Raw genomic sequence first — 20,534 nt, forward strand, 5'->3', positions numbered from 1 at the left:
TGCCGGCAACCCGCTCGTGGTCGCTGCCAGCCCTACGGGGTGCGCGTCGGGGTGGCGCCCGAGCGGCCCCGGAACAGGCCGAGCCGGAGTGCCCGCAGCAGGGTGCCGGGCCGGCTCAGCGTCGCCGGATGGTCGAGCATGGTGGTGACCCGGCCCAGCCGGGCGTTGAGCACCGGATCGGCCAGCGAGGTCCGGAAGAGCAGGTCACCGAACCACTTGGTGACCTTGTACGCGGGTGGGTACGGGCCGTCGACGTGTGGCAGCTCGATGTCGGCCGAGGTGGAGATCTGCCAGGCGGCGTCGACGACCACCCGGACCTGCTCGAAGTACGCCCGCGCCGGCTCCTCGTGCAGCTTCGGATCGGAGCGCAGGTACGCCGACAGGCAGGAGGCGTGCAGCGTGGCGGAGGTCATGCCCTGGCCGTACACCGGGTTGAAGGACGCGATCGCGTCTCCGGCCGCGACCAGTCCGGCGGGCAAGCGGTCGAGCTTGTGGAAGTCCCGGCGTCGGCTGTCCGCCTGGTGGTACGTGACCACCCCGCCGAGCATCTCGCCATGTTCGGCGATGTCGCCGAACATTTTCGGATAGTGCTGGCGGCAGCGGGCGGTGAAGTCGGCGACGTCGCGGCTGGGCCGGTCCTCGTCGTAGCCGGCGACCAGCATGATCCAGCGGTTTCCCTCGACCGAGTTGATGCCGCCGATGCGGGCGGACCGGCCCTTGCCGGCCATGGTGTGGTAGACGACCACCCAGGTGTCGCTGACCGCCGGGTCCTGCTTGTAGAGCGCGGTCGCGTAGTTCAGCTTGATCGGCATCCGTTGCATCGGCGGGCGCGGCCAACCGTTGTCGGCCAGCCAGTCGCTGAGCCGACTGGACCGGCCCATCGCGTCGACCACGAGGTCCGCCGGTTCGACGATCGGCTCGGTGCCGCCGTCCGGCACGTACCGGGCGCCGGTGACGCGCCGGTCGGCGAAGAGCAGGCCGTCCGCGCGGCCGTACACCATCCGGATGTTGTCGATCGCGAGGGTCCGCCGCCGCACCAGCGCCTCCAGGAACGGACGCGTGGTGATCAGCGCCGGACCGGTGCCGGTCGGTGCGGGCGGCAGCCCCAGCACGCCGTTCACGAAGATCTTCGCCGTGCCCGGGTCGCTCGGCGGCGGTGGGGCGCCGAGCGCGAGCGCCTCGTCGACGATCCCGGGAAACCAGCGTTCCAGCTGGATCTGGCCGGAGGGCAGCAGCGCGTGCACCTGGCTGCCCTGCGGAACACCGGGCCGGGGCCCGGAGTCCACGTCGGACGGATCTCGTTCGATGACGAGCACCTCGTCGGCGTGGTCACTCAGGACCCGCGCCGCCATGAGGCCGGCGATGCTGCCACCGAGCACCACCGCCCGCCGCATGACGACCCTGGTCTCGGCCGGGCGTTCAGCTGTCGCTATCTCCGAGAAGAGCCGGGACGGCGAGGGGGGCATGCGGTCACTCCTCGGGTGGTCGGGAAACCTCGGCATCCACGACCGTAGCCACCGGAGCCGCCGCAGTCAGTCCGTCATTTTCTCGTGGGCATGCGGCGGGTCGCCATTCGGGCATCGAATCGGGCCGCGTTCAAGGATGTCGATGTCGGCAGGTCGCGGGAATCCGCAGGTGAGGACCGTCTTGACAGATCGTCCAGGGGTTAGGTTAGCCTAACCTCATGCATGAGCAGCTGGTGTCGATCACCGGGGAACACAGCCTGTCGGGCGTCGACCTCCGCCTCGGTTACCACGGCGTCACCGTGGTGCACGGCGCGGCGATCGGCCTCCGCCGGGGTGCGGTGACCGCACTCGTCGGCCCCAACGGCAGCGGCAAGTCCACGCTGCTGCGCGCCCTGGCCCGGCTGCACCCGATCGAGGCCGGCACGGTCCACCTCGCCGACGGCGGCCCTGCGACCAATCTGCCGGCCAGGGAGTTCGCCCGTCGGGTCACCCTGCTCGCCCAGAGCCGGCCGGTGCCCAGCGGGGTCACCGTCCGCGACGTGGTGGGGTACGGCCGCCACCCCTACCGGGGACGCTGGCGGGCGGACGACCCGCACGGTCCCGTCGCCATCGCCCGCGCCATGGACGTCACCGGCGTGACCGCGATGGCGGACCGTCCGGTCGACGAACTCTCCGGCGGCGAGCTGCAGCGGGTGTGGCTGGCCACCTGCCTGGCCCAGGACACCCCGGTCCTGCTCCTCGACGAGCCCACCACCTTCCTCGACCTGCGCTACCAGGTGGAGATCCTCGACCTGGTCCGTGACCTCGCCGACGACCACGGCGTCGCCGTCGGCGTCGTGCTGCACGACCTCAACCAGGCAGCCGCCGTGGCCGACGAGGTGGTCCTGCTGCACAACGGCCGGGTCCGCGCCACCGGCACCCCGGCCGAGGTGTTCACCGAGAACGCCCTGACCGAGACCTACGGAATCCGGATCGAGGTGAGCACCGATCCGCTCAGCGGACTGGTCACCACCCGCCCCGTGGGACGACACCTCACCCGCACCCTGATCTGAACGACCCCCCGATCCGTACCAGAGAAAGATCGTCATGACCCGTACCCGTTTCACCGCCCTCATCGCCGTGGTGGCCGCGCTGTCACTCAGCGCCTGCGGCACCACCGAGAACGCCGCGACGCCCGAGGCCTCCGCCTCGGCAGCCGGCGGGCCGGTCACCGTCACCGACAGCCGCGGCAAGGACGTCACCCTCAAGGCCCCGGCGACCAAGGTCGTCGGCCTGGAGTGGGGCGAGGTCGAGATGCTGGTCAGCCTGGGCGTCATGCCCGTCGGCGTCGCCGACCCCAAGGGCTACGGCACCTGGGTCACCGCCGCCAAGCTCGACCCGGGCGTCAAGGACGTCGGCACGCGCGGCGAGCCGAGCGTCGACTCGATCGTCGCCCTGCAGCCCGACCTGGTGGTGATGGAGGACGACCGGGGTGGCACCCTGGTCAGCCAGCTCGAGAAGTACGTCCCCGTCGTGGTCGCCAAGGGCAGCGACGCCAAGGACAACCTCGGCCGGATGCGCACCGAGCTCACCATGATCGCCAAGGCGGTCGGCAAGACCACCGAGGCGCAGAAGCTGCTCGCCGACTTCGACGCGGCCATCGCGGACGGCAAGAAGAAGATCGCCGACGCGGGCGCCGCCGGCCGCCCGTTCGCCATCGCCGACGGTTGGAAGGAGGGCAGCACCGTCAGCATCCGGATGTTCGGCCAGGGTGCGCTCGTCTCCCAGATCGGCATCCAGCTCGGCCTCACCAACGCCTGGACCGGCAAGACCGACGAGGTCTGGGGCCTCGGCCAGACCGACGTCGAGGGCATGAGCGTCCTCAAGGACCCGAACCTGCACCTCTTCTACAACGCCTCCGACGGCGTCGACGTGTTCGCTGACGGTCTCGCCGGCAACGCCATCTGGAAGTCGCTGCCCTTCGTGCAGCAGGGCAACCTGCACAAGATGCCCGACGGTGTCTGGACCTTCGGCGGCCCGCTGTCCGGCAAGCAGTACATCGACCAGCTCGTCAAGACGTACACGGTGTGAGCGTGCTGATCGCACCCCCGCGCCCGGAGCCGGCCACCCGGCCGGCTCCGGGCGGGCGCCTGGCGGTGCCCCGCGTCGTCGGTGTCTTCCTCGCCGCGATCCTGCTGCTGCTCGTGGTCGGCGCGGTGCACCTCACCCAGGGCACCTCCAGCGTCGGCGCCCTCGACCTGCTGCGGCTCGCCACCGGCGCCGACGACGAGGCGGCCCGCGTCCTGGTCGCCTCCCGGCTGCCCCGCCTGCTCGCCGGGCTGGCCATCGGCGTCGCGCTCGGTGTCGCCGGAGCCGCGTTGCAGTCGATCGCCCGAAACCCACTCGCCTCCCCCGACACCCTGGCCGTCAACGCGGGCGCCCACCTGGCGATCGTCTCCGTCGCCGCGTTCGGCATCTCGCTGCCCGCGCTGCCGGCCGGCGCACTCGCCTTCGTCGGAGGACTGGCCGCCGCCGGCCTGGTGATGGCGATGTCCGCCGGTGGACAGGCGGGCACCACCCGACTCATCCTCGCCGGTTCGGCGACCGCGCTGGCGCTCAGCTCGGTGACCACCCTGCTGCTGCTCCTGTTCGAGCAGGCCACCATCGGTATGTTCGCCTGGGGAAACGGTTCGCTGGTGCAGAGCGACCTGGTCGCGCTGACCCAGCTCGCCCCGGTGATCGTCGGCGCGCTCATCGTGCTGGTGCTGCTCGGGCACCGCCTGGACATCCTCGCCCTCGGCGACGACACCGCCACCGTGCTCGGCCTCGACGTGCGACGTACGCGACTCACCGTCACCCTGCTCGCGGTGCTGCTGTCCGCGGCGGCGGTGACCCTCACCGGCCCGGTCGGCTTCGTCGGCCTGTGCGCCCCGGTGATCGTCCGGCTGCTCGCCCCCGTGGTGCCCGGGGTGCACCGGCACCGCATCCTGCTGCCGCTGTCCGGCATCGCCGGGGTCGTCATCGTGCTCGGTTCCGACGTGCTGCTGCGGGCCATCATGGGTGGGCAGGCCGGGGTGGAGGTTCCCACCGGCGTCGTCACCACCCTGCTCGGCGCGGCGATCCTCATCTGGTTGGCCCGCCGGCACCGCGACGCCGGCCCCACCCGCCGCCCGCCCGGCGGGCACGCGGCCGTCCGCTCCCCGGCCTTCCACCGCACCGTCGTCGCCGTCAGCGCCGTGGTCACCGTCGCCGCCGTGACGGTCGGCATGCTCGCCGGCGACACCTGGGTGCTCCTCGGTGACCTCGTCAACTGGGTCAACGGCACCACCGGACCGGCGTACACCTTCGTGCTGGACCAGCGGTGGCCGCGCGTCGCCGCGGCGGTCCTGGCCGGCGCGGCGCTCGCGGTCGCCGGCACCACCGTGCAGGCGGTCTGCCGCAATCCGCTCGCCGAACCCGGCATCCTCGGCATCACCGCCGGCGCCGGACTCGGCGCGGTGGCGCTGCTCACCTTCGTGCCGCTGGCCGGCGTGTGGGCCGTCTCCGGCGTCGCCGGGCTCGGCGCGATGCTGGCGTTCACCCTGGTCTACGGCCTTGCCTGGCGGGGCGGCGGGCTCAGCTCCGACCGGCTGGTGCTGATCGGCTTCGGCGCCTGGCAGGGCGGCACCGCGTTGATCACGTACCTGATCGTCGCCTTCGACCCGTGGAACACCGGAAAGGCGTTGACCTGGCTGTCCGGCTCCACCTACGGCCGCACGTCCACACAGGTGCTCCCGGTGCTGATCGCATTGCTGGTGCTCACCCCGGCTGTGGTCGCCGCCCGGCGCGAACTCGACCTGATGACGCTGGACGACGACACCCCCCGCGTGCTGGGCGTCCGACTGGAGCGCACCCGGCTGGTCGCGCTCGGCGCGGCGGCGCTGCTCACGTCCACCGCGGTCTCCGCCGTCGGGGTCATCGGCTTCGTCGGCCTGGTCGCCCCGCACGCCGCCCGAGCGCTCGTGGGCGGCCGGCACTCCCGGGTGCTTCCGGTGGCCGCCCTGCTCGGCGCGGCGCTGGTCAGCATCGCCGACACCCTCGGACGGACGTTCATCGCTCCGGCCCAGATCCCCGCCGGCCTGGTCACCGCCATGATCGGCACCCCGTACTTCGTCTGGCTGCTGTGGCGCTCCCGCGCCGTGGCGAACCACCCCCGGTAGCAGGCCGGACCGAGCACCAGAGAGGCACCATGACCGAGACCATGCCCATCGCACCGTGGCGCCTGTTCACCGTCGAGGTCCGCGCGGTACGCCGGCTGAGCCCGTCGTTCGTCCGGGTGACCTTCACCGGAGCAGACCTCGACCGCTTCGCCGACAACGGTTACGACCAGCGGATCAAGTTGGCCCTGCCGCTGCCCGGTCAGCGCGAGGTACGCCTGCCGGACGGACCGGACTGGTACGCGAAGTGGCGGGCCCTGCCCGAACACCTGCGCAATCCGGTGCGCACCTACACCGTACGGACGGTCCGGTCCCACCTGGCCGAGGTCGACGTCGACCTGGTGCTGCACGGCGACGGCGGCCCGGCGACCCGCTGGGCCCGGCGGGTGAGCGTCGGCGACGAGATCGCCATCCTCGGGCCGGACGCCGGCTACGACGGTGACCACGGGGGCATCGAGTTCCGGCCGTCATCGGCGGCACGGCTGCTGCTGGCCGGGGACGAGACGGCCGTACCGGCCATCAGCGGCATCTGCGAACGGCTTCCCCGCGACGCCCGCGGCACCGTCCTGCTGGAGGTGCCCGACGTCGACGACGTGCTGCCGCTGGTCGCTCCCCCGGGAATCGAGGTCCGCTGGCTGGCCCGAGGCGCGAACGGGCACGGCAGCCGGCTGGTGCCGGCCGTCGCCGCCGCGGCCGGTGAACTGCTGGCCGGGGACGCGACGGGGGCCGCCCAGCCCGTCGCGGACGTGGACGTCGACACCGAGATCCTGTGGGAGGTTCCCGAGGAGGTGCCGCCGGTTCCGCTGTACGCGTGGCTCGCCGGGGAGGCCGGCGTCATCCGGACCCTGCGCCGGCACCTGGTCGCCGAGCGGGGTCTCGACCGACGGGCGGTGGCCTTCATGGGCTACTGGCGGCTCGGCCGCGCCGACCCGGCCTGAGTCGTCGCCGTGCCCACCGCCGAAGCGTCCCCCGCCCGCTGTGACGTCGGCCTCGGCGCGGCGGGCAGGGCGCGTGGGGTGCATCGGAGGCCGGGTGGTGCGTACAGTTCCGGGTCGGACTTGGGGTGGGCCGGGCTGGAACCGGCGCAGGGAACGGGACGAGACAGAGACGCATGACGGTGGACAACGGTACGGAAATCGGTCAGCACGGGATCGACCGGAGCCAGCTGGAGACCTGTCTCAGCGTCTTCGAGGCGTTGGAAGCTCTGCCGTCCGACCACCCCGACGTGGTGCGGGTGCAGCGGGCCACCGCGAAGCTCTACAAGGTGATCAAGCAGCGGCGGCGCGAGGAGCGGCGCGACGCGATCATGACCGCTGACCGCGCGGTGACGGCGGCCACCGCCACCGGCGCCCCCGGCCGGATCGACGATGAGACGCAGGGCATCCCCCTCGCCTCTCCCACCGCCGGCGCCACGGCCGGCGTCCTGCACAACCCGCGCGGCTGCTACGTCTGCAAGCAGCGCTACCGCGAGGTGGATGCGTTCTACCACCAGCTCTGCCCGTCCTGCGCCGCGCTCAACCGGGAGCGCCGGGACGCGCGTACCGACCTGACGGGCCGGCGCGCGCTGCTCACCGGCGGCCGGGCGAAGATCGGCATGTACATCGCGCTGCGGCTGCTACGGGACGGCGCGCACACCACCGTGACCACACGGTTCCCGCACGACGCGGTCCGCCGGTTCGCCGCGATGCCGGACAGCGCGGACTGGCTGCACCGCCTGCGGATCGTCGGGATCGACCTGCGCGACCCGGCGCAGGTGATCGCCCTGGCCGACTCGGTCGCCGAGCAGGGCCCTCTCGACATCCTGATCAACAACGCGGCGCAGACCGTCCGCCGCTCGCCCGGGGCGTACGCGCAGCTCGTGGCGGCGGAGGCCGCCGCCCTGCCGGAGGGCCCGCTGCCGGAGCTGATCACCTTCGCCAAGCCGGACGGCCACGGCACCCGGGCGGGCAGCCTGACGGCCGGACCGCAGTCGACGGCGCTCACCCCGCACGCGTTGACCGCGCTGGCGCTGACCAGCGGCTCCGCATCGCCGGAACGGATCGCGGCGTCCACGGCCATCGACGCCGGCGGCCTGGTGCCGGACCTCGACTCGGTCAACAGCTGGGTCCAGCGGGTGCACGAGGTGGACCCGGTCGAGCTTCTCGAAGTGCAGCTGTGCAACGTGACCGCGCCGTTCGTGCTGGTCAGCCGGCTGCGACCGGCGATGGCCGCCGCGAAGGCCCGCCGCAAGTACGTGGTGAACGTGTCGGCGATGGAGGGCCAGTTCGGCCGCGGCTACAAGGGGCCGGGGCACCCGCACACCAACATGGCCAAGGCCGCGCTGAACATGCTGACCCGGACCAGCGCCCAGGAGATGTTGACCGACGGCATTCTGATGACCAGCGTCGACACCGGCTGGATCACCGACGAGCGGCCCCACCCGACGAAGATGCGACTGGCGGACGAGGGCTTCCACGCTCCACTGGACCTGGTCGACGGCGCGGCCCGGGTGTACGACCCGATCGTCCGCGGCGAACAGGGCGAGGACCTGTACGGCTGCTTCCTGAAGGACTACGCCCCCTGCGCCTGGTGACCGCCACGCCGGTCCGCTCCGCCGCGGCGAAGCCACGACCAGCGGGTTTGCGACAATCAACAGGTACGCCCACTCGACGAGGAGACGGTACGCATGCCATCTGACCAGGACCCGTGGCCCACGCTGGACGAGCTGCTGCGCGAGGAGAGCGAGCTGGAGCTCGCGGGCCTGTCGGAGACGGACGCGTACCAGTTGGGGACGCTGGCCGTCGCCGCCGCCAGCGAGCAGCGGCTCCCGATCGCGGTGGGCGTGTGGCGGGCCGGGCGCCAGCTGTTCCACTCCGGCCTGCCCGGCTCCACGGCGGACAACGACGTGTGGCTGCGCCGCAAGGGGCGCGTGGTGACGCGGTTCGAGCACTCGTCGCTGTACGTGGCCCGGCTCTGCCAGGAGAAGCAGACGACGCTTGCGGAGAAGTACGGCCTGCCGGCCTCCCGCTACGCGGCTGCCGGGGGCGCGGTGCCACTGCGTGTCCGCGGTACGGGCGTGGTCGGCTGGATGGGCGTGTCCGGCCTTCCGCAGTTGGACGACCACCGCTTCGTCGTCGACATCCTGCGCAAGATCCAGCACTAGCCGCGCGCCACGGCGGACCGGTCAGCGCGCCCGCCGGTTGGCGCGCAGGGCGCCCAGGAGCACGCGGGGTGTGGCCAGCGAACGCGGGTGCTCCCGCATCGAGACGACCTCATTGAACCGTCGCGCGGTCGCCACGTCCGTGACGGTCGCCGTGACGATCTGCCGGCTGGCCCAGCTGGAGAACCGGTAGCCACGCGGGTAGGGGCCGTCGACGTTCGGCAACGCCAGGTCGGCGGAGGTCGACGTCGACCAGGCGGCGTCGACCACGACCTTCTGCAGGTCGAGGTATCTGCGGGCGGGCACGCTCAGATCCGGGCCCGACCGTAGGTACAGCGACAGACAGGCCGCGTGCAGAGCCGCCGCCGTCATCCCCTGCCCGTACACCGGGTTGAACGAGGCGACGGCGTCACCGACGCTGACCAGCCCCGCCGGGAAGCGCTTCAGCGCGTGGAAATCCCGCCGGCGACTGTCGGAATGGCGGTAGGTCTGAACGTCGCCCAGCATCTCGTTCGCGGCGACCTCGCCGAACTCCGGCGGGAACTGCTCCCGCAGCCGACGGACGAAGTCCTCCGCCGTGCGGCCCGGGCGGTTGTCCCCGTAGCCGGCCATCATGGCCATCCACCGGCCGCCCTCGACCGCGAAGAACGCGGCGCCGGCCACGTCCAGCGACGTCCCCGGCGTGTGCAGGGCCATCACGACCGCCAGAGCCGGGTCCACCTCGGGACGTCGGAACAGGGCCGTCGCGTAGTTCAGGTGCACGGTCAGCCGCCGTGTGGTGGGTCGGTCCCAACCGGCCTGCTCCAGCCAGTCGGAGAGCCTGCTCGACCGTCCCATCGCGTCCACCAGGAGGTCACCGCACTCGACTCCCCGAACCCCGCCGACGTCGCAGCGCACACCGGCGGCCACGGCACCGTCGAACACGAGACCCGTGGCGCGGGCGGTGACCGTCTTGACGTTCGGCAGTCGGAGCACCTGCTGGCGGATCAGCCCCTCCAGGAGAGGCCGACTGCCCGCCAGGCTGTCGGCATCATCGGGGACGATCACCTTGAGGCGGCCGTCGAGGTAGCTTCGCCTCGCCGCGGGCGGCGCCTCGACCGCTCCCTGGGCCAGGGCCTGCTCGCGGAATCCCGGGAACAGGCGCTCGAACTGGAGGAAGCCCCCGGGCAGCAGCGCGTGCAGCTGCGTCCCCTGTGGCACGCCGGGCCGCTCACCTGTCACCTCCAGGTCGTCCCGGTCGATGATGACGACGCTCTCCGCGTAGTCGGACAACACCCGGGCGGCCAGCAGTCCGGCGATGCTGCCGCCGAGCACGACGGCCTTGCCCAGGACCGGGCACGCCTGGTCGGGGGGCAGCACAGCGTTGAGCGCGGCGAAGACCCGAGGCGGGGAGAGGGGCATCGTGCTCTCCAAGGGGTACGAGGTGTGGCGCCCTCCCCCGTGTCCGGCCGCGACGGCGCGCGGACAGACCGGCGGGGTGGGCCGTTCGACGTGACGCCCGTCGATCGTTGCACAGCCGTCGGACGTTACCCGCGCAGGTTCGCCGCGCGGGATCTGTCGTGAATCAGCTCTTGACCTGGTTCTGGTCGCGGAGGCGTTCGAGCCCGTCCAGGAGCAGGTTGAGGGTGAACTCGAATTCGAGCTGGCTGTCACACCAGCCGAGGGTGGGGTCGGCGCCGTCGTGCATCTCCATCGCCACCATGGCCGTCAGATTCGGCAGGGCCCCGGCCATCGCGGCGAGGTCCGCTTCCGCCACGTCGGCCTCCATGCTCCCGCCCGCCGCCGCCGGGCTGAAGACCTCCTGCGCGAAGCCGAGCGGCAGACTGCCGAACGCGTGCACCGCGCGGTGCGCGAGGTGGTGCGAGAACCCGGCCCCGAGAAGGGTCCCCACGATCCCGTCGTAGTACGCGTACAGGCCGACGGGGATGGCGCGGCGGGTGCCCAACAGCGCGGGCATCCACGGGTGACGCACCATGATCTGACGTGCCGCGAGGAACTGCCCGCGCAGCCGCGTACGCCAGTCTTCGCCGTCACCGTTCGTCGTGAGGCGGCCGACCGCGGCGTCGATCTCCGCGATCACGGTTTCAACGACGCCGTCGAGGAGTGCCTCCTTGGCGGGCAGGTGGTGGTAGAGCGACATGGCCTCGACGCCGAGGTCGCCGGCGAGGCGGCGCATCGTCAGGGCCTGGATTCCCTCCGCGTCCGCCACTGCGACCGCTGCCGCCAGTACTCGCTCACGGCTGAGCGGCTGCCGAGACGCCTTCGCTGTCACCTGTCTCCCCCTCTTGCCAGCACCTTACATCGTATGGTTCCCTTACGTTGTAAGGCTCTTGGATCGCGACCACCTCACGGCCTCCCCGAGGAGCCACCATGCCCACGCTGATCCGCACCGCCCGCACGACCGGAATCCTCTACCTCGGCCTCGCCATCGCCGGCGCACTCGGCTTTCTGCTCATCCGGCCGCGCCTCTTCGCGGCCGACGACCCCAGCGCGACGCTCGCCAACCTGGTCCAGCACCAGTCGCTAGCCCGGGCCGGCGTCGCCTTCGAACTGCTCATCGTCGTCACCCAGGCCCTCGCGGCCGTCTGGTTCCACCGGCTGTTCCGCGCCGCCGACGCGCGCGCCGCCAGCGCCATCGCCGCGTTCGGGCTCATCAACGCGGTCGTGATCCTCGTCAGCGCGGCCCTGCTCGCCACGGCACTCGACATCGCGTTGGACCCCGTCGGCGACGCGGCGGCCACCGTCCAAGTCCTCTACCTGGCCAGCGGAAACCTGTGGGGCGTCGGAGGTCTGTTCTTCGGCCTGTGGCTCATCCCCATGGGCACCTGCGTGCTGCGCTCAAACTGGATGCCCCGCCCGCTCGGCTACCTCCTCGTCGGTGGCGGCATCGGCTACCTGCTCAGCGCATTCATCGGATACCTCGCCCCCGGCGCCCAGGCTGTCGCCGACGCCCTCGTCCTACCGGCGACGGTCGGCGAGTTCTGGATGATCGGCTACCTGCTGACGCGCGGCGTCCGCGGCCACGCGCTCGACCAGACACCGCCAGACCAGCAGCCGGAGGCTACGCCACAGACCATCGGGTCGGCCGCCGACTGACCCCGCGATCAGTGCGCTTCACGCTCGGTGCGTGAGCTGGACCGATCAATACAGGTCTCGGTACTGACCCGGCGATGAGCCGCTACCGGGGCGCCACTCTCGGCATGATCCTTTGTTCACCGGTGGCGGCCATTCAAAGTGACATCAGGGCTGAGGGCGGCGACCGCACCGGCGGCGTCACGTGCCTCGCCGGCGGCCCGCCACGCGGCGACGGCGTCGAACGGCTGATCCACGGATGCTCCCATGTCCGCTGTGGTCACCAGGGGGCTCTGCTTGTGCGGCCCGTCACTCGTACCGGTACTTCAGCGACTCCATCTCCGCCCGCTCGATGTCGGCGATCGTCAGCCCCGGCATCCGCAGCTGGGCCAGCGTCACCTCGGCCGAGGTCGGCTGGGCGTCCGCGGGCAGCCACTGCTCCGGCTTCCAGGCCCCGCCGCGCAGCAGCGCCTTGGGGCAGTGCGGGTAGACCTCCTCGATCCCGAGCACCAGCGCGCTGGCCGGCGGCTTACCCACCGCGGTCAGCTGCGACAGCAGCTCGGGGCGAGTGGAGACGCAGGCCCGGCCGTTCACCCTGAGCGTCGTGGTACGCCCCGGGATGACGAACAGCAGCCCGGCCCGCCCGGTGGCGACGACGTTCTGCATTGTGTCCAGACGCTTGTTGCCAGTCGCGTCCGGTACCGCCACCGTCCGCGCGTCCAGGACGGCGACGAACCCGGCGGGACCGCCCCGCGGAGAGACGTCACAGTTGCCCTCGGCGTCCACACTCGCGACCAGTACCAGCGACGAGCAGCCGATCAACCGCTGGGTCTGCTCGGTGAGTTCGGTCATCTGCTTCCGCACGGCCGCGTCGCTCGGAAGATCGTAGGCCCGGCGCAGCGCCTCCTGGTCCGACACGGCATCAAGGCGCAACGAGTCGAAGGCACTGCCGGCAAGGGCTCGCGTCATGCTGCCGACCCTAATGGACCGACCTGGCCGGAGCTACGGCGTAGCTCGAGCCCTCTCGCGGGGTGGCCCCGGGAGTTGAGCTCCAATCGGGCGGTGCTTGAGCGTAGGCGGGTGGTAGGTGAGGCCAGCTCAGCGGGCGGCCGTCGAGTTGACCTGGTGGGCTGATCGCGCTCCACCCGTTTCCGAGTGCTGTTCGGTAACTGTCGGCTTGGCGCTTCGGGTCATCGCCCGCGCTCTGCCTGGTTGGCGTGATGCCCCGGTCGAGCAGCCATCGTGCCGTCCTGGCGAGGGATACAGAGACGTGGGTGGCATCGCCGGTGCGGACGCGTCGACCCAATGCGGCCAGTGCACCAGCAGCGATGAGGTAGCCGGTGGCGTGGTCGAGCAACTGACAGGGCAGCGCGCCGGGTTGGATCCCGTCGGTGCTTGTAGCCCAGCCGACGCCGGTGGCGATCTGCACCAGGCTGTCGAACCCGCGCCGTGTGCCCCAAGCTCCGTCCGTTCCCCACGCCGAGAGCGTGACGACGATGGTGCCGGGGTGCTGGTCCGCTACCTGCTCAGGGTCCAGACCGAGACGGCGCAGCGCTCCGGGCCGGTAGCCGGTCACGAGAACGTCGGCTTGGTCGACGAGGCGATGCAGAGCTTGACGGCCGTTCTCCGTGCTGGCATCCAGGGTTGCGCTTGCCTTACCGATCACTCCGTCCACGGCATGCAGCGCCAACTCCGGGCGATGCGGATCGTCGACTCGTAGCACGTCGGCACCGAGCGCGCCCAGCATCCGGGTACCAACGGGGCCGGCGATGACTCGCGTCAAGTCGAGCACCTTCACCCCCGACGCCGGAAGCGGGCCCGGTTCGGCTGGCGGCAGCGAGCCACGGCTGAGCGGCACCATGCCCACGAGCGGCGACGTCACCACCGTGCTGCATCCGCTGTCGGCTTGCCACTGGGCCTGCCTGCGAGCCGCCACGGCCAACCCTCCCGCGGCATACACAACACGCTCGACCTCCGACGCCGGGCGCGCGGCTATGGCGTCAGCCACCAACGCCTGAACTTCGGTGTCCCGACCGTCCGAAACACCGAGGGACGCCAGCAGAGCCGTCCGATGCCACGGATAGTTCGCGTGGGTGCGCACCCAACCGTCCGCAGCCCGCCACAACCGAGACAGTGGAGCGAAGCCGTCGATCCCCCGCCCGTCTGCGTCGCGGAGCCAGACCTCGCTGCGCATCGCCGCCGCCACATGCGCCGTGTCGAGCGCAATGTCAGGCCGCCGACCGGTGCGCGCAGAAGCCAGATCAGCGGCAGCCGCGAGACTGGCGGCCACGGACGCGATTGCGCACTCGGCGACCGCGAGCGGTGACGACAGCACCGCCGGCTGTGGATCTCCGGCCAGCCGGGGCCCGGCGATATCCACCAACCCCAGGTCTGCCAGTACGCCGTCCAACAGAGTCACCATCCGGACATCCTTTCCGACTCCTGCTGGCCCGGATTGACCTGCTGGGGGTGCCGTTGCTCACCCGCCGGCGGGAGCAGAGGAGCGCCCTTCAAAGAACGCCGCTCCTGTTGGCGTCTTGACACAGAGGGAGCCATGAGCGTGCACCAGCTGCGGTGGTCGCCGTTGCGGATGTCGCGGCGCTCCTTCTCGACCTATGCCCAGGAGCACACATGGCCGGCGGCGACCCGGCCTGGCCGCTCGACCGTGGCGAAAACCCCGAAGGTCAGCTCGTGGTACTCAGCGAGGGTCTTGAGCAGATCGTTCCGCTCGCCCGCCCGATCCTGTGCCATGTCGATCATCACGCACCGAGTGAGCGGCCGGACCGGCCGCAGGACGACGTCCGGGCCAACCTGCAGCCGTCGCCCCGGCCAGCCGTCCTCCGGGAAGCCGCTGCCGGGAATGTTCATCAGAAGGTTGGCCCGGAACCGCAGCGGATCGACGTCCATGCCGCCAGGTTCGCCGCCGCTGAGCTCCGTCAGCCCGGCGCAGCGCAGCCGTCGTGATGAGGCTGACCGGCCCCTCATCGTGGTGCAAGACCGTTTCCTCCGGGGCGAGCGTCACTGTCCGGCCGAGCACCTCACTGACGGCGCGGTGCCCGACCGGATCGTCAGCCGCGAAGCGACGACCGTCGGGCAACTCCACGATCGTCCGCCGCGTACGCCTGAAGCCGGAACAGGCCCGGCATCCGCCGGAACCTGCGGGTGTTCTTGCCGCTGCCGAGCTTGCCGTCCAGGTCGCGCACCGCCCACAGTCGGTCGCCGGCCAAGCCTCGCTCGCCTACTTCGGCAAGCGGCACCGCCTCACCGAGCATCGACTTGATCGGGTACCGGCGGATCTCGGCGACTCTCACACGCCGAGAGTAGGTCCCGGGAGTTCCGACGTATGAGCTCGTCCGACTCGGACAGCCGGATCGTTGACCAACTGCTCTTGCGCCACGTTCCCACTCGTTCCCGGCGGCAACTCTGGCGACCAACTCGACCTTGTCCGTACCGATCTCCGCTTGGGCCTGCGGGTGAGCGAGCAGGTTGTCGTACCAGTCGGGACTGGTGGGCGCACCTCGCATCCCGTTGACAACATCGCTCGCCTCTCAATACGCTTAACATAGTGGTTAAGTGAAGGGAGCTTCCGGTGGCTGGCACCGATCAGCTCAGCGCGGTGTTCTCGGCGCTGTCCGACCCGACTCGACGGGCGATCATCGCCGAGCTGGCCGCACGCGACGCCACGGTCACCGAGCTCACCGCTCCTCTGTCGATCTCGATGCCGGCGGTGTCACGGCACCTGAAAGTGCTCGAGCGCGCCGCGCTCATCTCGCGGTCACGGTCGGGCAAGTGGCGCGCGAGCCACCTCGAAGCTGCCCCGCTGCGCGAGGCGGCCGACTGGATCGAGCGCTACCGGCGGTTCTGGGACTCGTCTCTCACCCGCCTCGATGCCCACCTCGCCGCGGTGCAGGCCGCCGAACGGGCAACGGACCGGATGACCGACGACCCCAGGGAACTCGAATGAACACCGACACTCCGCAGCTCGTCATCTCTCGCGTGTTCGACGCGCCGCGGGAGCTCGTCTACCGAGCCTTCACCGATCCCGACCACCTGGCGGCGTGGTGGGGCCCGATCGGCAACTCACTGCCGCGCGACGAGATCGAGTTCGACGTACGGCCTGGCGGCTTTCAACGGTGGACGGAGGTCAACGCAGCCGAACCGGAGCTTCGCGTGCACATCCACGTCGACCTCATCGACGTCGCCGACGGCGAACTGCTCGAAGGCATCATGCACGTCGGTGGCCGGCTGCAGGAGGGCATCGAGCCGTTCGAGACGAGACTCCGAATCGAGTTCCACGACGAAGTCGACGGGCGGACGCGACTGGAAATCCGCCAGTGGCTCCCCGAACATCTGGCGCACCCCAGCGAGGAGGGTTGGCGCCAAGCGTTCACCAAGCTCGGCGCCACCCTGACGAATGTCCAGGCTGTTGCAGCTAATCACCGAGAGGTAGAGGCATGGCAAAGCTGATTTACGTGACCAACGTGTCGCTTGACGGCTACATCGAGGACGAACGCGGCGCGTTCGACTGGTTCCCAATCGGCGACGAGGTCTTCGCGTTCCACACCGACCTCCTGCGGTCCGTGGGCACGTTACTCTACGGGCGGCGCCTGTACGAGGCGATGGCCGTCTGGGAGACCGACGCCGCTCTGGCCGCGCAGTCCGACCTCACGGCCGACTTCGCGAGCGCCTGGCAGGCGGCGAGCAAAGTCGTCTATTCCACGACCCTCGCCGCGGTGTCAACTGAAGACACCCGACTCGAACGCCGTTTCGACCCCGCCGCAGTACGAGAACTGAAGGCCACGGCCAGCAGCGATCTCACCGTAGGAGGTGCCGACCTCGCGGCGCAGGCTTTGAAGGCCGGGCTGGTCGACGAGTGCCAGCTGTTGATCCTGCCCGTTGTCGTCGGCGGGGGGAAGCCAGGGCTGCCGACCGGCATGCGCGCCGACCTCGAACTCCTCGATGAGCGCCGATTCCGAAACGGCATCGTACACCTCCGCTACCGACCCCGCGGGCAGTGAACGACAGCCCTGTCCGATCGCCGGCGCTTGCCTGACACGCGGAGCGCTGACGACCGATTGGCCGGTTGAGGCCGCCCATCACGAACTTGGGTTGCGTCAAGTCGCAGTACGCCCGGGCGTCAACCACCGCCGGCCGCACCGACCACTGTGACGATGCAGAGCGCCCGGATCGCGGCAAGAGCGTGCACCGTGTGCTGAGCGCGGACGGCCGCCGAGCGAAGCGGCACCTACGCCGAAGCAGCGTCACGCATGAGTGAGCGTGGCGAGCCACTTTCTCGGGTATGGCTTTTGAGTCGACAGGTTCCGGACCAACGTCGCCAGTGTTTCCGGGCGTCGGCCGTAGGCCACCAAGGCGACGGCCTCTGCCAAGGCATATCGCACGCGGCTGTCGCGTCGGATTCCGACCCCCTCGCGAAGGCTCGGACCGAAGCTCGCTGTCAGCTTCTCCTGCCGCTCTGCCAGATAGGAATATAGCGACGGATCCATCGACACGTTGCTGACCGCGCCGGACGGCAAGTCCGCGGTCCAGCCTGCGCGCTGCTGCCACCGTCGCGTTTTCGGACTCGTCTTACCACGGGCGACGACCCCGATGAAACGAATCTTTCGGCGGACGACGTCCCACGGCTCCCGCTGCTCCTCGACCCAGTCGCGGAGCAGCGAATACAGGCTCTCGAAGGTCCTACCGGTGGACACGATGTCGACGAACGAGACAGGATCGCCGGTGCGGGCCAGGCGGAACGGCGTCACGCCACATCGAGTCAGGATGAGGCGAGCCTCTTCGCGCCACTCATCACGCGGCACCCAAGCCTCCGAAAGGCTGCTGAATGGCAACCGCATCAACCTCGGCTCATCGGCCAGCACTCCAGTGAGCAGATCGTACATCGAATCCATCGAGCGTCCGACGAAATACAACGCGCCGCCACCGGAACGGGCTAACACCCTGGCCGAGCAATCCACCAACTCTTCCGCAAACCACAGATCGGGGTGGCAATCCCCGTCCAAGAACGAACCCAGTCGATCCGGTGTCACCAAGTTCCAGCGGAACGGCAAGGTCATCCTCGGGTCGTCGGCCCACATGGCGAACGATAATGCCATGGCCTTCCCCCCTGCTGCAGGGAATTACGGACCACCCGAGTGAGCCCCGACGGCAATGGATGGACGGCGCGCCGAGGATCAGCACACGCTGTTCCGGATCCGGTCGCGAGCCCTTCGGTACTGGGTGAGCCCGCTCGGCCAGCCAGACGGCAAGGGCGTCCCGTTCAGGGTGCTGCTGCTGTGCGACCGCGACGAGGAGGCGGCGCTGTCGCGGCAGGAGATCGCCTGGCAGTCCGTAACATGCGGTGAAAATCGTCGATACTCGCGACCGCCGCCTGCCATCCGCTGATCGGCAGCGTTGGGCGCTGTCGTTGGCCGCCACGTAACGTGAGGCTCGGTAGGCGGCCATGAGCGTCCGCCCCTATCTGGGGCTGCCCTCGGCCGGCTCCGGCCCGGCGACGTTCGGCAGGACCAACGCTTGAGCGGCGATGACGCGTTCCCCGTTGAAGGTCAGCGCCGGTGAGCCGTGAAGCCGGTAGCCCTGGTCGAGGAGGCCGCTGACGCGGGCGCAGAAGTCAGCGTCATCGGGCCCGGTGATGAGCCGGTAGCCGAGCGGCTCAGAATGATCTGACACCGTCGCATTGTGCCGCCCGGTCGTGCCTGAGCAACAGTCGTCGCCACCAGCCCGTCGTGCTCGCGCGCGACCAGCGGCAGATCCGGTTGTGTGATTTCGGGCTAATGCCGCTGTTCGATGGTGGAGTGCAGGCTCGCGGGCGTTCACCTCGAAGTCGACCTAGGGGTGGCGGCGCAGGATGGTCTCGGTTTGCTGGTCGGCTTCATGACCCCCGGGATCCACTCTGCGGCACGTCCGGCCGCCCGAGCGGCAGGCGGCAACCGTCAGTGACGCGCGGTTGGCGGCATGAGCGGTGCTTCGCCACGCCGATCACCGTTGGCCGCGGCTACGCGGGGAACCGCTTCCAGTGCCCCTCGGAGACGACCTCGACGGTGCCGTCGGTCACCTTGATGGCCGTCTGGTCGTCGATTGCGTACGCCGGACCCGCGATCTCGGCCGCCCATTTCTCGGCACCAGCCATGGTGTTGTCTGGCTCGAGACCCAGGTGCGGGAAGATCGAGAAGTCGACGACCCCCAGTGTGCGGTCGTCGGGCGCGGACTGCCACTCGACGAAGTCCGCGCCGATCCGGGGGGTCAGCACCATGCTCCCAGCACTCAACCCCACCCAGACGGTGTCCCGCAGCGACGGCAGGAGGTCCGCCAGCCCGGACTGCCGCATCCAGTGGCACAGGTACGTCGCATCGCCGCCGGCCACGAGGATGACGTCAACCTCCCGGACCCAGGGGACCCACCGCTGCTCGCCGATGCTGGGCAGCGCTGTCAGCTCGAGGACGCCCAGCGACTTCCAGCCCAGGCCGCACATGGGTAGCGGCGTCTGACCGGTGATGAAGCGCCAGACCGATGCTGGCCCGCCCATGGGGTGGGCCGCCGTGGGGATGCACAGGGCACTGGATTCGGCGATCGGCTTGCCCAGCAGGTCGACCAGCGCATCGCGGATGCTCGGGTTCTGGACGCCCGCGGACGTGAGAAGAAGCTTCACGCTTGCCTCCTGTACGTAGCGCTCATGACGCTCTCCTTGAGAGTCGGGAGATCGGGTGTACAGGAATACAGACTGGACGCCGCTACGAAACTCATCGCCGTTGCGACCCCTCAAGCCCCCACAGGCACATCGACAGTTCCGCGCATCTCACCTCGGTTCACGCGGTGACAGTCTGGAGGGCGGATCTCTGCCGAGGGCCCTCGACCGGGCTCGGGCTGCTTCGCGCGGTGAGCGGTCAGGGTGTGGACGCCCGCCGAACCTGCTCGAAGTGGAACTCGCGAATGAAGCAGTCTCGTGGCTGGCCGACCGCGAAAAGCGCGCAGTCGACGACCGATCGCGCGGTGAGGTCGCTGTTTGCCTGTCGGGGCCCGTCCTGAACGAAGTCCGGCGGAAACAGTGAGATCACCCGGATCCCTTCTGGCCGGAGCCGGTGCGACAGGATCTCAGCGAGTCCGGCGTGGGCATGCTTAGCGGCGTAGAACGCCGGATGTGCACCCGAGCGGCGGTGCCCCACCTCGCCGCATGCGGAGATCATGTTGACGATGTCGGGCCGCAGAGATGCCCGTAGCAGTGGCAGTAGATGTTTGGTCACCAACATGGTGCCGGTCCCGCCCGCAGCCATCACGCTTTCGATCTTGTCGTCCGAGACGTCTCCCAGGTCGTCACCGTCGATGTATGGGGCACCATTGTTGATCAGCACATCGAGGTGCTTCGTCCGATCGGACACGGCAGCGGCGAACGCGCGCACCGACTCCGGTACGGCGAGGTCGCAGTAAAATGCATCAGCCCGACCTGGCCCCCGCTGGCTGATCGCATCCGCAACATGCTCGGCCGCAGCCAGGTCGCGGGCCGAGAGGAAGATCTGTGCGCCGCGCTCGGCGAAAGCTTCGGCCAGTAGTCGCCCGGTGTCACGTGCGGCACCGGTGATGGCGACGCGCAGGCCGTCAAGATTCATGGCCGAAGTGAAGCATCTGAACTCTGGTTGAGTTCAACCGACCGGGACCCGCCGGGTCCCA

General features: G+C 70.2%; 22 protein-coding genes and 1 pseudogene. 11 read left to right on the forward strand and 12 right to left on the reverse strand.

Translation table 11 applies throughout. The features are described from left to right. Positions 1 to 32: 32 nt before the first annotated feature. Positions 33 to 1,466, reverse strand: a complete 1,434-nt coding sequence (locus tag EAD98_RS17210; RefSeq protein WP_199723443.1) for an NAD(P)/FAD-dependent oxidoreductase — start codon at positions 1,464 to 1,466, stop codon at positions 33 to 35. 218 nt (positions 1,467 to 1,684) lie between these two features. Here EAD98_RS17210 and EAD98_RS17215 point away from each other — a divergent pair, with 218 nt between their 5' ends. From EAD98_RS17215 to EAD98_RS17240, 6 genes are all read left to right on the forward strand, one after another. Continuing rightward, a complete protein-coding gene (locus tag EAD98_RS17215; RefSeq protein WP_121655074.1) occupies positions 1,685 to 2,518 on the forward strand; it encodes an ABC transporter ATP-binding protein in 834 nt (277 codons plus the stop codon). A 34-nt stretch (positions 2,519 to 2,552) separates the two neighbouring features. Next, positions 2,553 to 3,536 (forward strand): ABC transporter substrate-binding protein, encoded by a 984-nt coding sequence (locus EAD98_RS17220; protein ID WP_121655075.1) that lies wholly within the window; start codon positions 2,553 to 2,555, stop codon positions 3,534 to 3,536. A gap of 5 nt (positions 3,537 to 3,541) precedes the next feature. Next, entirely contained in the window at positions 3,542 to 5,644 is a 2,103-nt protein-coding gene (locus EAD98_RS17225; protein WP_121655193.1) for an iron ABC transporter permease, read from the forward strand. 29 nt (positions 5,645 to 5,673) lie between these two features. Beyond that, positions 5,674 to 6,579: a siderophore-interacting protein gene (locus tag EAD98_RS17230; RefSeq protein WP_121655076.1), complete on the forward strand. Its 906-nt coding sequence runs from the start codon at positions 5,674 to 5,676 to the stop codon at positions 6,577 to 6,579. A gap of 173 nt (positions 6,580 to 6,752) precedes the next feature. Further along, a complete protein-coding gene (locus tag EAD98_RS17235) occupies positions 6,753 to 8,213 on the forward strand; it encodes an SDR family oxidoreductase (RefSeq protein WP_121655077.1) in 1,461 nt (486 codons plus the stop codon). Positions 8,214 to 8,306: 93 nt separating this feature from the next. Further along, entirely contained in the window at positions 8,307 to 8,783 is a 477-nt protein-coding gene (locus EAD98_RS17240) for a heme-degrading domain-containing protein (protein ID WP_121655078.1), read from the forward strand. 21 nt (positions 8,784 to 8,804) lie between these two features. Here the strand turns inward: EAD98_RS17240 and EAD98_RS17245 are convergent, their stop codons facing one another. After that, a complete protein-coding gene (locus EAD98_RS17245; protein ID WP_199723444.1) occupies positions 8,805 to 10,181 on the reverse strand; it encodes an NAD(P)/FAD-dependent oxidoreductase in 1,377 nt (458 codons plus the stop codon). Positions 10,182 to 10,344: 163 nt separating this feature from the next. Further along, positions 10,345 to 11,052: a TetR/AcrR family transcriptional regulator gene (locus tag EAD98_RS17250; protein ID WP_121655079.1), complete on the reverse strand. Its 708-nt coding sequence runs from the start codon at positions 11,050 to 11,052 to the stop codon at positions 10,345 to 10,347. A 98-nt stretch (positions 11,053 to 11,150) separates the two neighbouring features. Between EAD98_RS17250 and EAD98_RS17255 the strand changes: the two genes are divergently transcribed. Further along, complete coding sequence (locus EAD98_RS17255) at positions 11,151 to 11,876, forward strand: DUF4386 domain-containing protein (protein ID WP_121655080.1); 726 nt, start codon at positions 11,151 to 11,153, stop codon at positions 11,874 to 11,876. Positions 11,877 to 12,161: 285 nt separating this feature from the next. Here the strand turns inward: EAD98_RS17255 and EAD98_RS17260 are convergent, their stop codons facing one another. The 5 genes and pseudogenes from EAD98_RS17260 to EAD98_RS17275 all read right to left on the reverse strand — a co-directional run. Beyond that, entirely contained in the window at positions 12,162 to 12,821 is a 660-nt protein-coding gene (locus tag EAD98_RS17260) for an MSMEG_1061 family FMN-dependent PPOX-type flavoprotein (RefSeq protein ID WP_121655081.1), read from the reverse strand. Between the two features lie 10 nt (positions 12,822 to 12,831). Next, entirely contained in the window at positions 12,832 to 14,274 is a 1,443-nt protein-coding gene (locus EAD98_RS17265) for a CoA transferase (RefSeq protein ID WP_121655082.1), read from the reverse strand. A gap of 191 nt (positions 14,275 to 14,465) precedes the next feature. Further along, entirely contained in the window at positions 14,466 to 14,759 is a 294-nt protein-coding gene (locus EAD98_RS31590) for an MOSC domain-containing protein (RefSeq protein ID WP_233583861.1), read from the reverse strand. 161 nt (positions 14,760 to 14,920) lie between these two features. Then, on the reverse strand, positions 14,921 to 15,163 hold the full coding sequence (locus EAD98_RS31595; protein ID WP_233583870.1) for an MOSC N-terminal beta barrel domain-containing protein: 243 nt from the start codon (positions 15,161 to 15,163) through the stop codon (positions 14,921 to 14,923). A gap of 84 nt (positions 15,164 to 15,247) precedes the next feature. Then, positions 15,248 to 15,376, reverse strand: a pseudogene (locus EAD98_RS17275) (nitroreductase/quinone reductase family protein); the annotation flags it as partial. A 65-nt stretch (positions 15,377 to 15,441) separates the two neighbouring features. Between EAD98_RS17275 and EAD98_RS17280 the strand changes: the two are divergent. From EAD98_RS17280 to EAD98_RS17290, 3 genes are read left to right on the forward strand one after another with little or no spacing between them, the layout of a single operon-like run. Further along, the gene (locus EAD98_RS17280) at positions 15,442 to 15,816 is read left to right on the forward strand and encodes a helix-turn-helix transcriptional regulator (RefSeq protein ID WP_121655083.1); all 375 of its coding nucleotides are present in this window, start codon (positions 15,442 to 15,444) and stop codon (positions 15,814 to 15,816) included. Then, on the forward strand, positions 15,813 to 16,319 hold the full coding sequence (locus EAD98_RS17285; RefSeq protein ID WP_121655084.1) for an SRPBCC domain-containing protein: 507 nt from the start codon (positions 15,813 to 15,815) through the stop codon (positions 16,317 to 16,319). The genes EAD98_RS17280 and EAD98_RS17285 overlap by 4 nt, the downstream gene beginning before the upstream one ends. Then, positions 16,307 to 16,870 carry a dihydrofolate reductase family protein gene (locus EAD98_RS17290; protein ID WP_121655085.1) on the forward strand — a complete coding sequence of 188 codons (564 nt, stop codon included), beginning with the start codon at positions 16,307 to 16,309 and terminating at the stop codon, positions 16,868 to 16,870. The genes EAD98_RS17285 and EAD98_RS17290 overlap by 13 nt, the downstream gene beginning before the upstream one ends. A 243-nt stretch (positions 16,871 to 17,113) precedes the next feature. Here the strand turns inward: EAD98_RS17290 and EAD98_RS17295 are convergent, their stop codons facing one another. Beyond that, a complete protein-coding gene (locus tag EAD98_RS17295; RefSeq protein WP_158609811.1) occupies positions 17,114 to 17,965 on the reverse strand; it encodes a hypothetical protein in 852 nt (283 codons plus the stop codon). A gap of 55 nt (positions 17,966 to 18,020) precedes the next feature. Here EAD98_RS17295 and EAD98_RS17300 point away from each other — a divergent pair, with 55 nt between their 5' ends. Then, the gene (locus tag EAD98_RS17300) at positions 18,021 to 18,254 is read left to right on the forward strand and encodes a hypothetical protein (protein WP_121655087.1); all 234 of its coding nucleotides are present in this window, start codon (positions 18,021 to 18,023) and stop codon (positions 18,252 to 18,254) included. A gap of 72 nt (positions 18,255 to 18,326) precedes the next feature. Here the strand turns inward: EAD98_RS17300 and EAD98_RS17305 are convergent, their stop codons facing one another. The 3 genes from EAD98_RS17305 to EAD98_RS17315 all read right to left on the reverse strand — a co-directional run bounded on the left by EAD98_RS17305 (position 18,327) and on the right by EAD98_RS17315 (position 20,473). Continuing rightward, positions 18,327 to 18,539 (reverse strand): DUF1737 domain-containing protein, encoded by a 213-nt coding sequence (locus EAD98_RS17305; RefSeq protein ID WP_121655088.1) that lies wholly within the window; start codon positions 18,537 to 18,539, stop codon positions 18,327 to 18,329. A 325-nt stretch (positions 18,540 to 18,864) separates the two neighbouring features. Then, on the reverse strand, positions 18,865 to 19,518 hold the full coding sequence (locus EAD98_RS17310; RefSeq protein ID WP_121655089.1) for a Type 1 glutamine amidotransferase-like domain-containing protein: 654 nt from the start codon (positions 19,516 to 19,518) through the stop codon (positions 18,865 to 18,867). A gap of 235 nt (positions 19,519 to 19,753) precedes the next feature. After that, positions 19,754 to 20,473, reverse strand: coding sequence for an SDR family oxidoreductase (locus EAD98_RS17315; protein WP_121655090.1), 720 nt, complete (start codon positions 20,471 to 20,473; stop codon positions 19,754 to 19,756). Positions 20,474 to 20,534 lie beyond the last annotated feature (61 nt).

The organism is Micromonospora sp. CV4 (assembly GCF_003667455.1).
Classification (GTDB): Bacteria; Actinomycetota; Actinomycetes; order Mycobacteriales; family Micromonosporaceae; genus Micromonospora.

What these genes read in the sequence shown, in the direction of transcription:
- EAD98_RS17210 (WP_199723443.1), bottom strand. Translation starts at nt 1,466, where the DNA reads ATGCCCCCCTCGCCGTCCCGGCTCTTCTCGGAGATAGCGACAGCTGAA.
- EAD98_RS17290 (WP_121655085.1), top strand. Translation starts at nt 16,307, where the DNA reads ATGGCAAAGCTGATTTACGTGACCAACGTGTCGCTTGACGGCTACATC.
- EAD98_RS17260 (WP_121655081.1), bottom strand. Translation starts at nt 12,821, where the DNA reads ATGACGCGAGCCCTTGCCGGCAGTGCCTTCGACTCGTTGCGCCTTGAT.
- EAD98_RS17315 (WP_121655090.1), bottom strand. Translation starts at nt 20,473, where the DNA reads ATGAATCTTGACGGCCTGCGCGTCGCCATCACCGGTGCCGCACGTGAC.
- EAD98_RS31590 (WP_233583861.1), bottom strand. Translation starts at nt 14,759, where the DNA reads ATGGACGTCGATCCGCTGCGGTTCCGGGCCAACCTTCTGATGAACATT.
- EAD98_RS17240 (WP_121655078.1), top strand. Translation starts at nt 8,307, where the DNA reads ATGCCATCTGACCAGGACCCGTGGCCCACGCTGGACGAGCTGCTGCGC.
- EAD98_RS17295 (WP_158609811.1), bottom strand. Translation starts at nt 17,965, where the DNA reads ATGGCATTATCGTTCGCCATGTGGGCCGACGACCCGAGGATGACCTTG.
- EAD98_RS17235 (WP_121655077.1), top strand. Translation starts at nt 6,753, where the DNA reads ATGACGGTGGACAACGGTACGGAAATCGGTCAGCACGGGATCGACCGG.
- EAD98_RS17230 (WP_121655076.1), top strand. Translation starts at nt 5,674, where the DNA reads ATGACCGAGACCATGCCCATCGCACCGTGGCGCCTGTTCACCGTCGAG.
- EAD98_RS17285 (WP_121655084.1), top strand. Translation starts at nt 15,813, where the DNA reads ATGAACACCGACACTCCGCAGCTCGTCATCTCTCGCGTGTTCGACGCG.
- EAD98_RS17215 (WP_121655074.1), top strand. Translation starts at nt 1,685, where the DNA reads ATGCATGAGCAGCTGGTGTCGATCACCGGGGAACACAGCCTGTCGGGC.
- EAD98_RS17245 (WP_199723444.1), bottom strand. Translation starts at nt 10,181, where the DNA reads ATGCCCCTCTCCCCGCCTCGGGTCTTCGCCGCGCTCAACGCTGTGCTG.
- EAD98_RS17255 (WP_121655080.1), top strand. Translation starts at nt 11,151, where the DNA reads ATGCCCACGCTGATCCGCACCGCCCGCACGACCGGAATCCTCTACCTC.
- EAD98_RS17300 (WP_121655087.1), top strand. Translation starts at nt 18,021, where the DNA reads ATGGATGGACGGCGCGCCGAGGATCAGCACACGCTGTTCCGGATCCGG.
- EAD98_RS17265 (WP_121655082.1), bottom strand. Translation starts at nt 14,274, where the DNA reads ATGGTGACTCTGTTGGACGGCGTACTGGCAGACCTGGGGTTGGTGGAT.
- EAD98_RS17220 (WP_121655075.1), top strand. Translation starts at nt 2,553, where the DNA reads ATGACCCGTACCCGTTTCACCGCCCTCATCGCCGTGGTGGCCGCGCTG.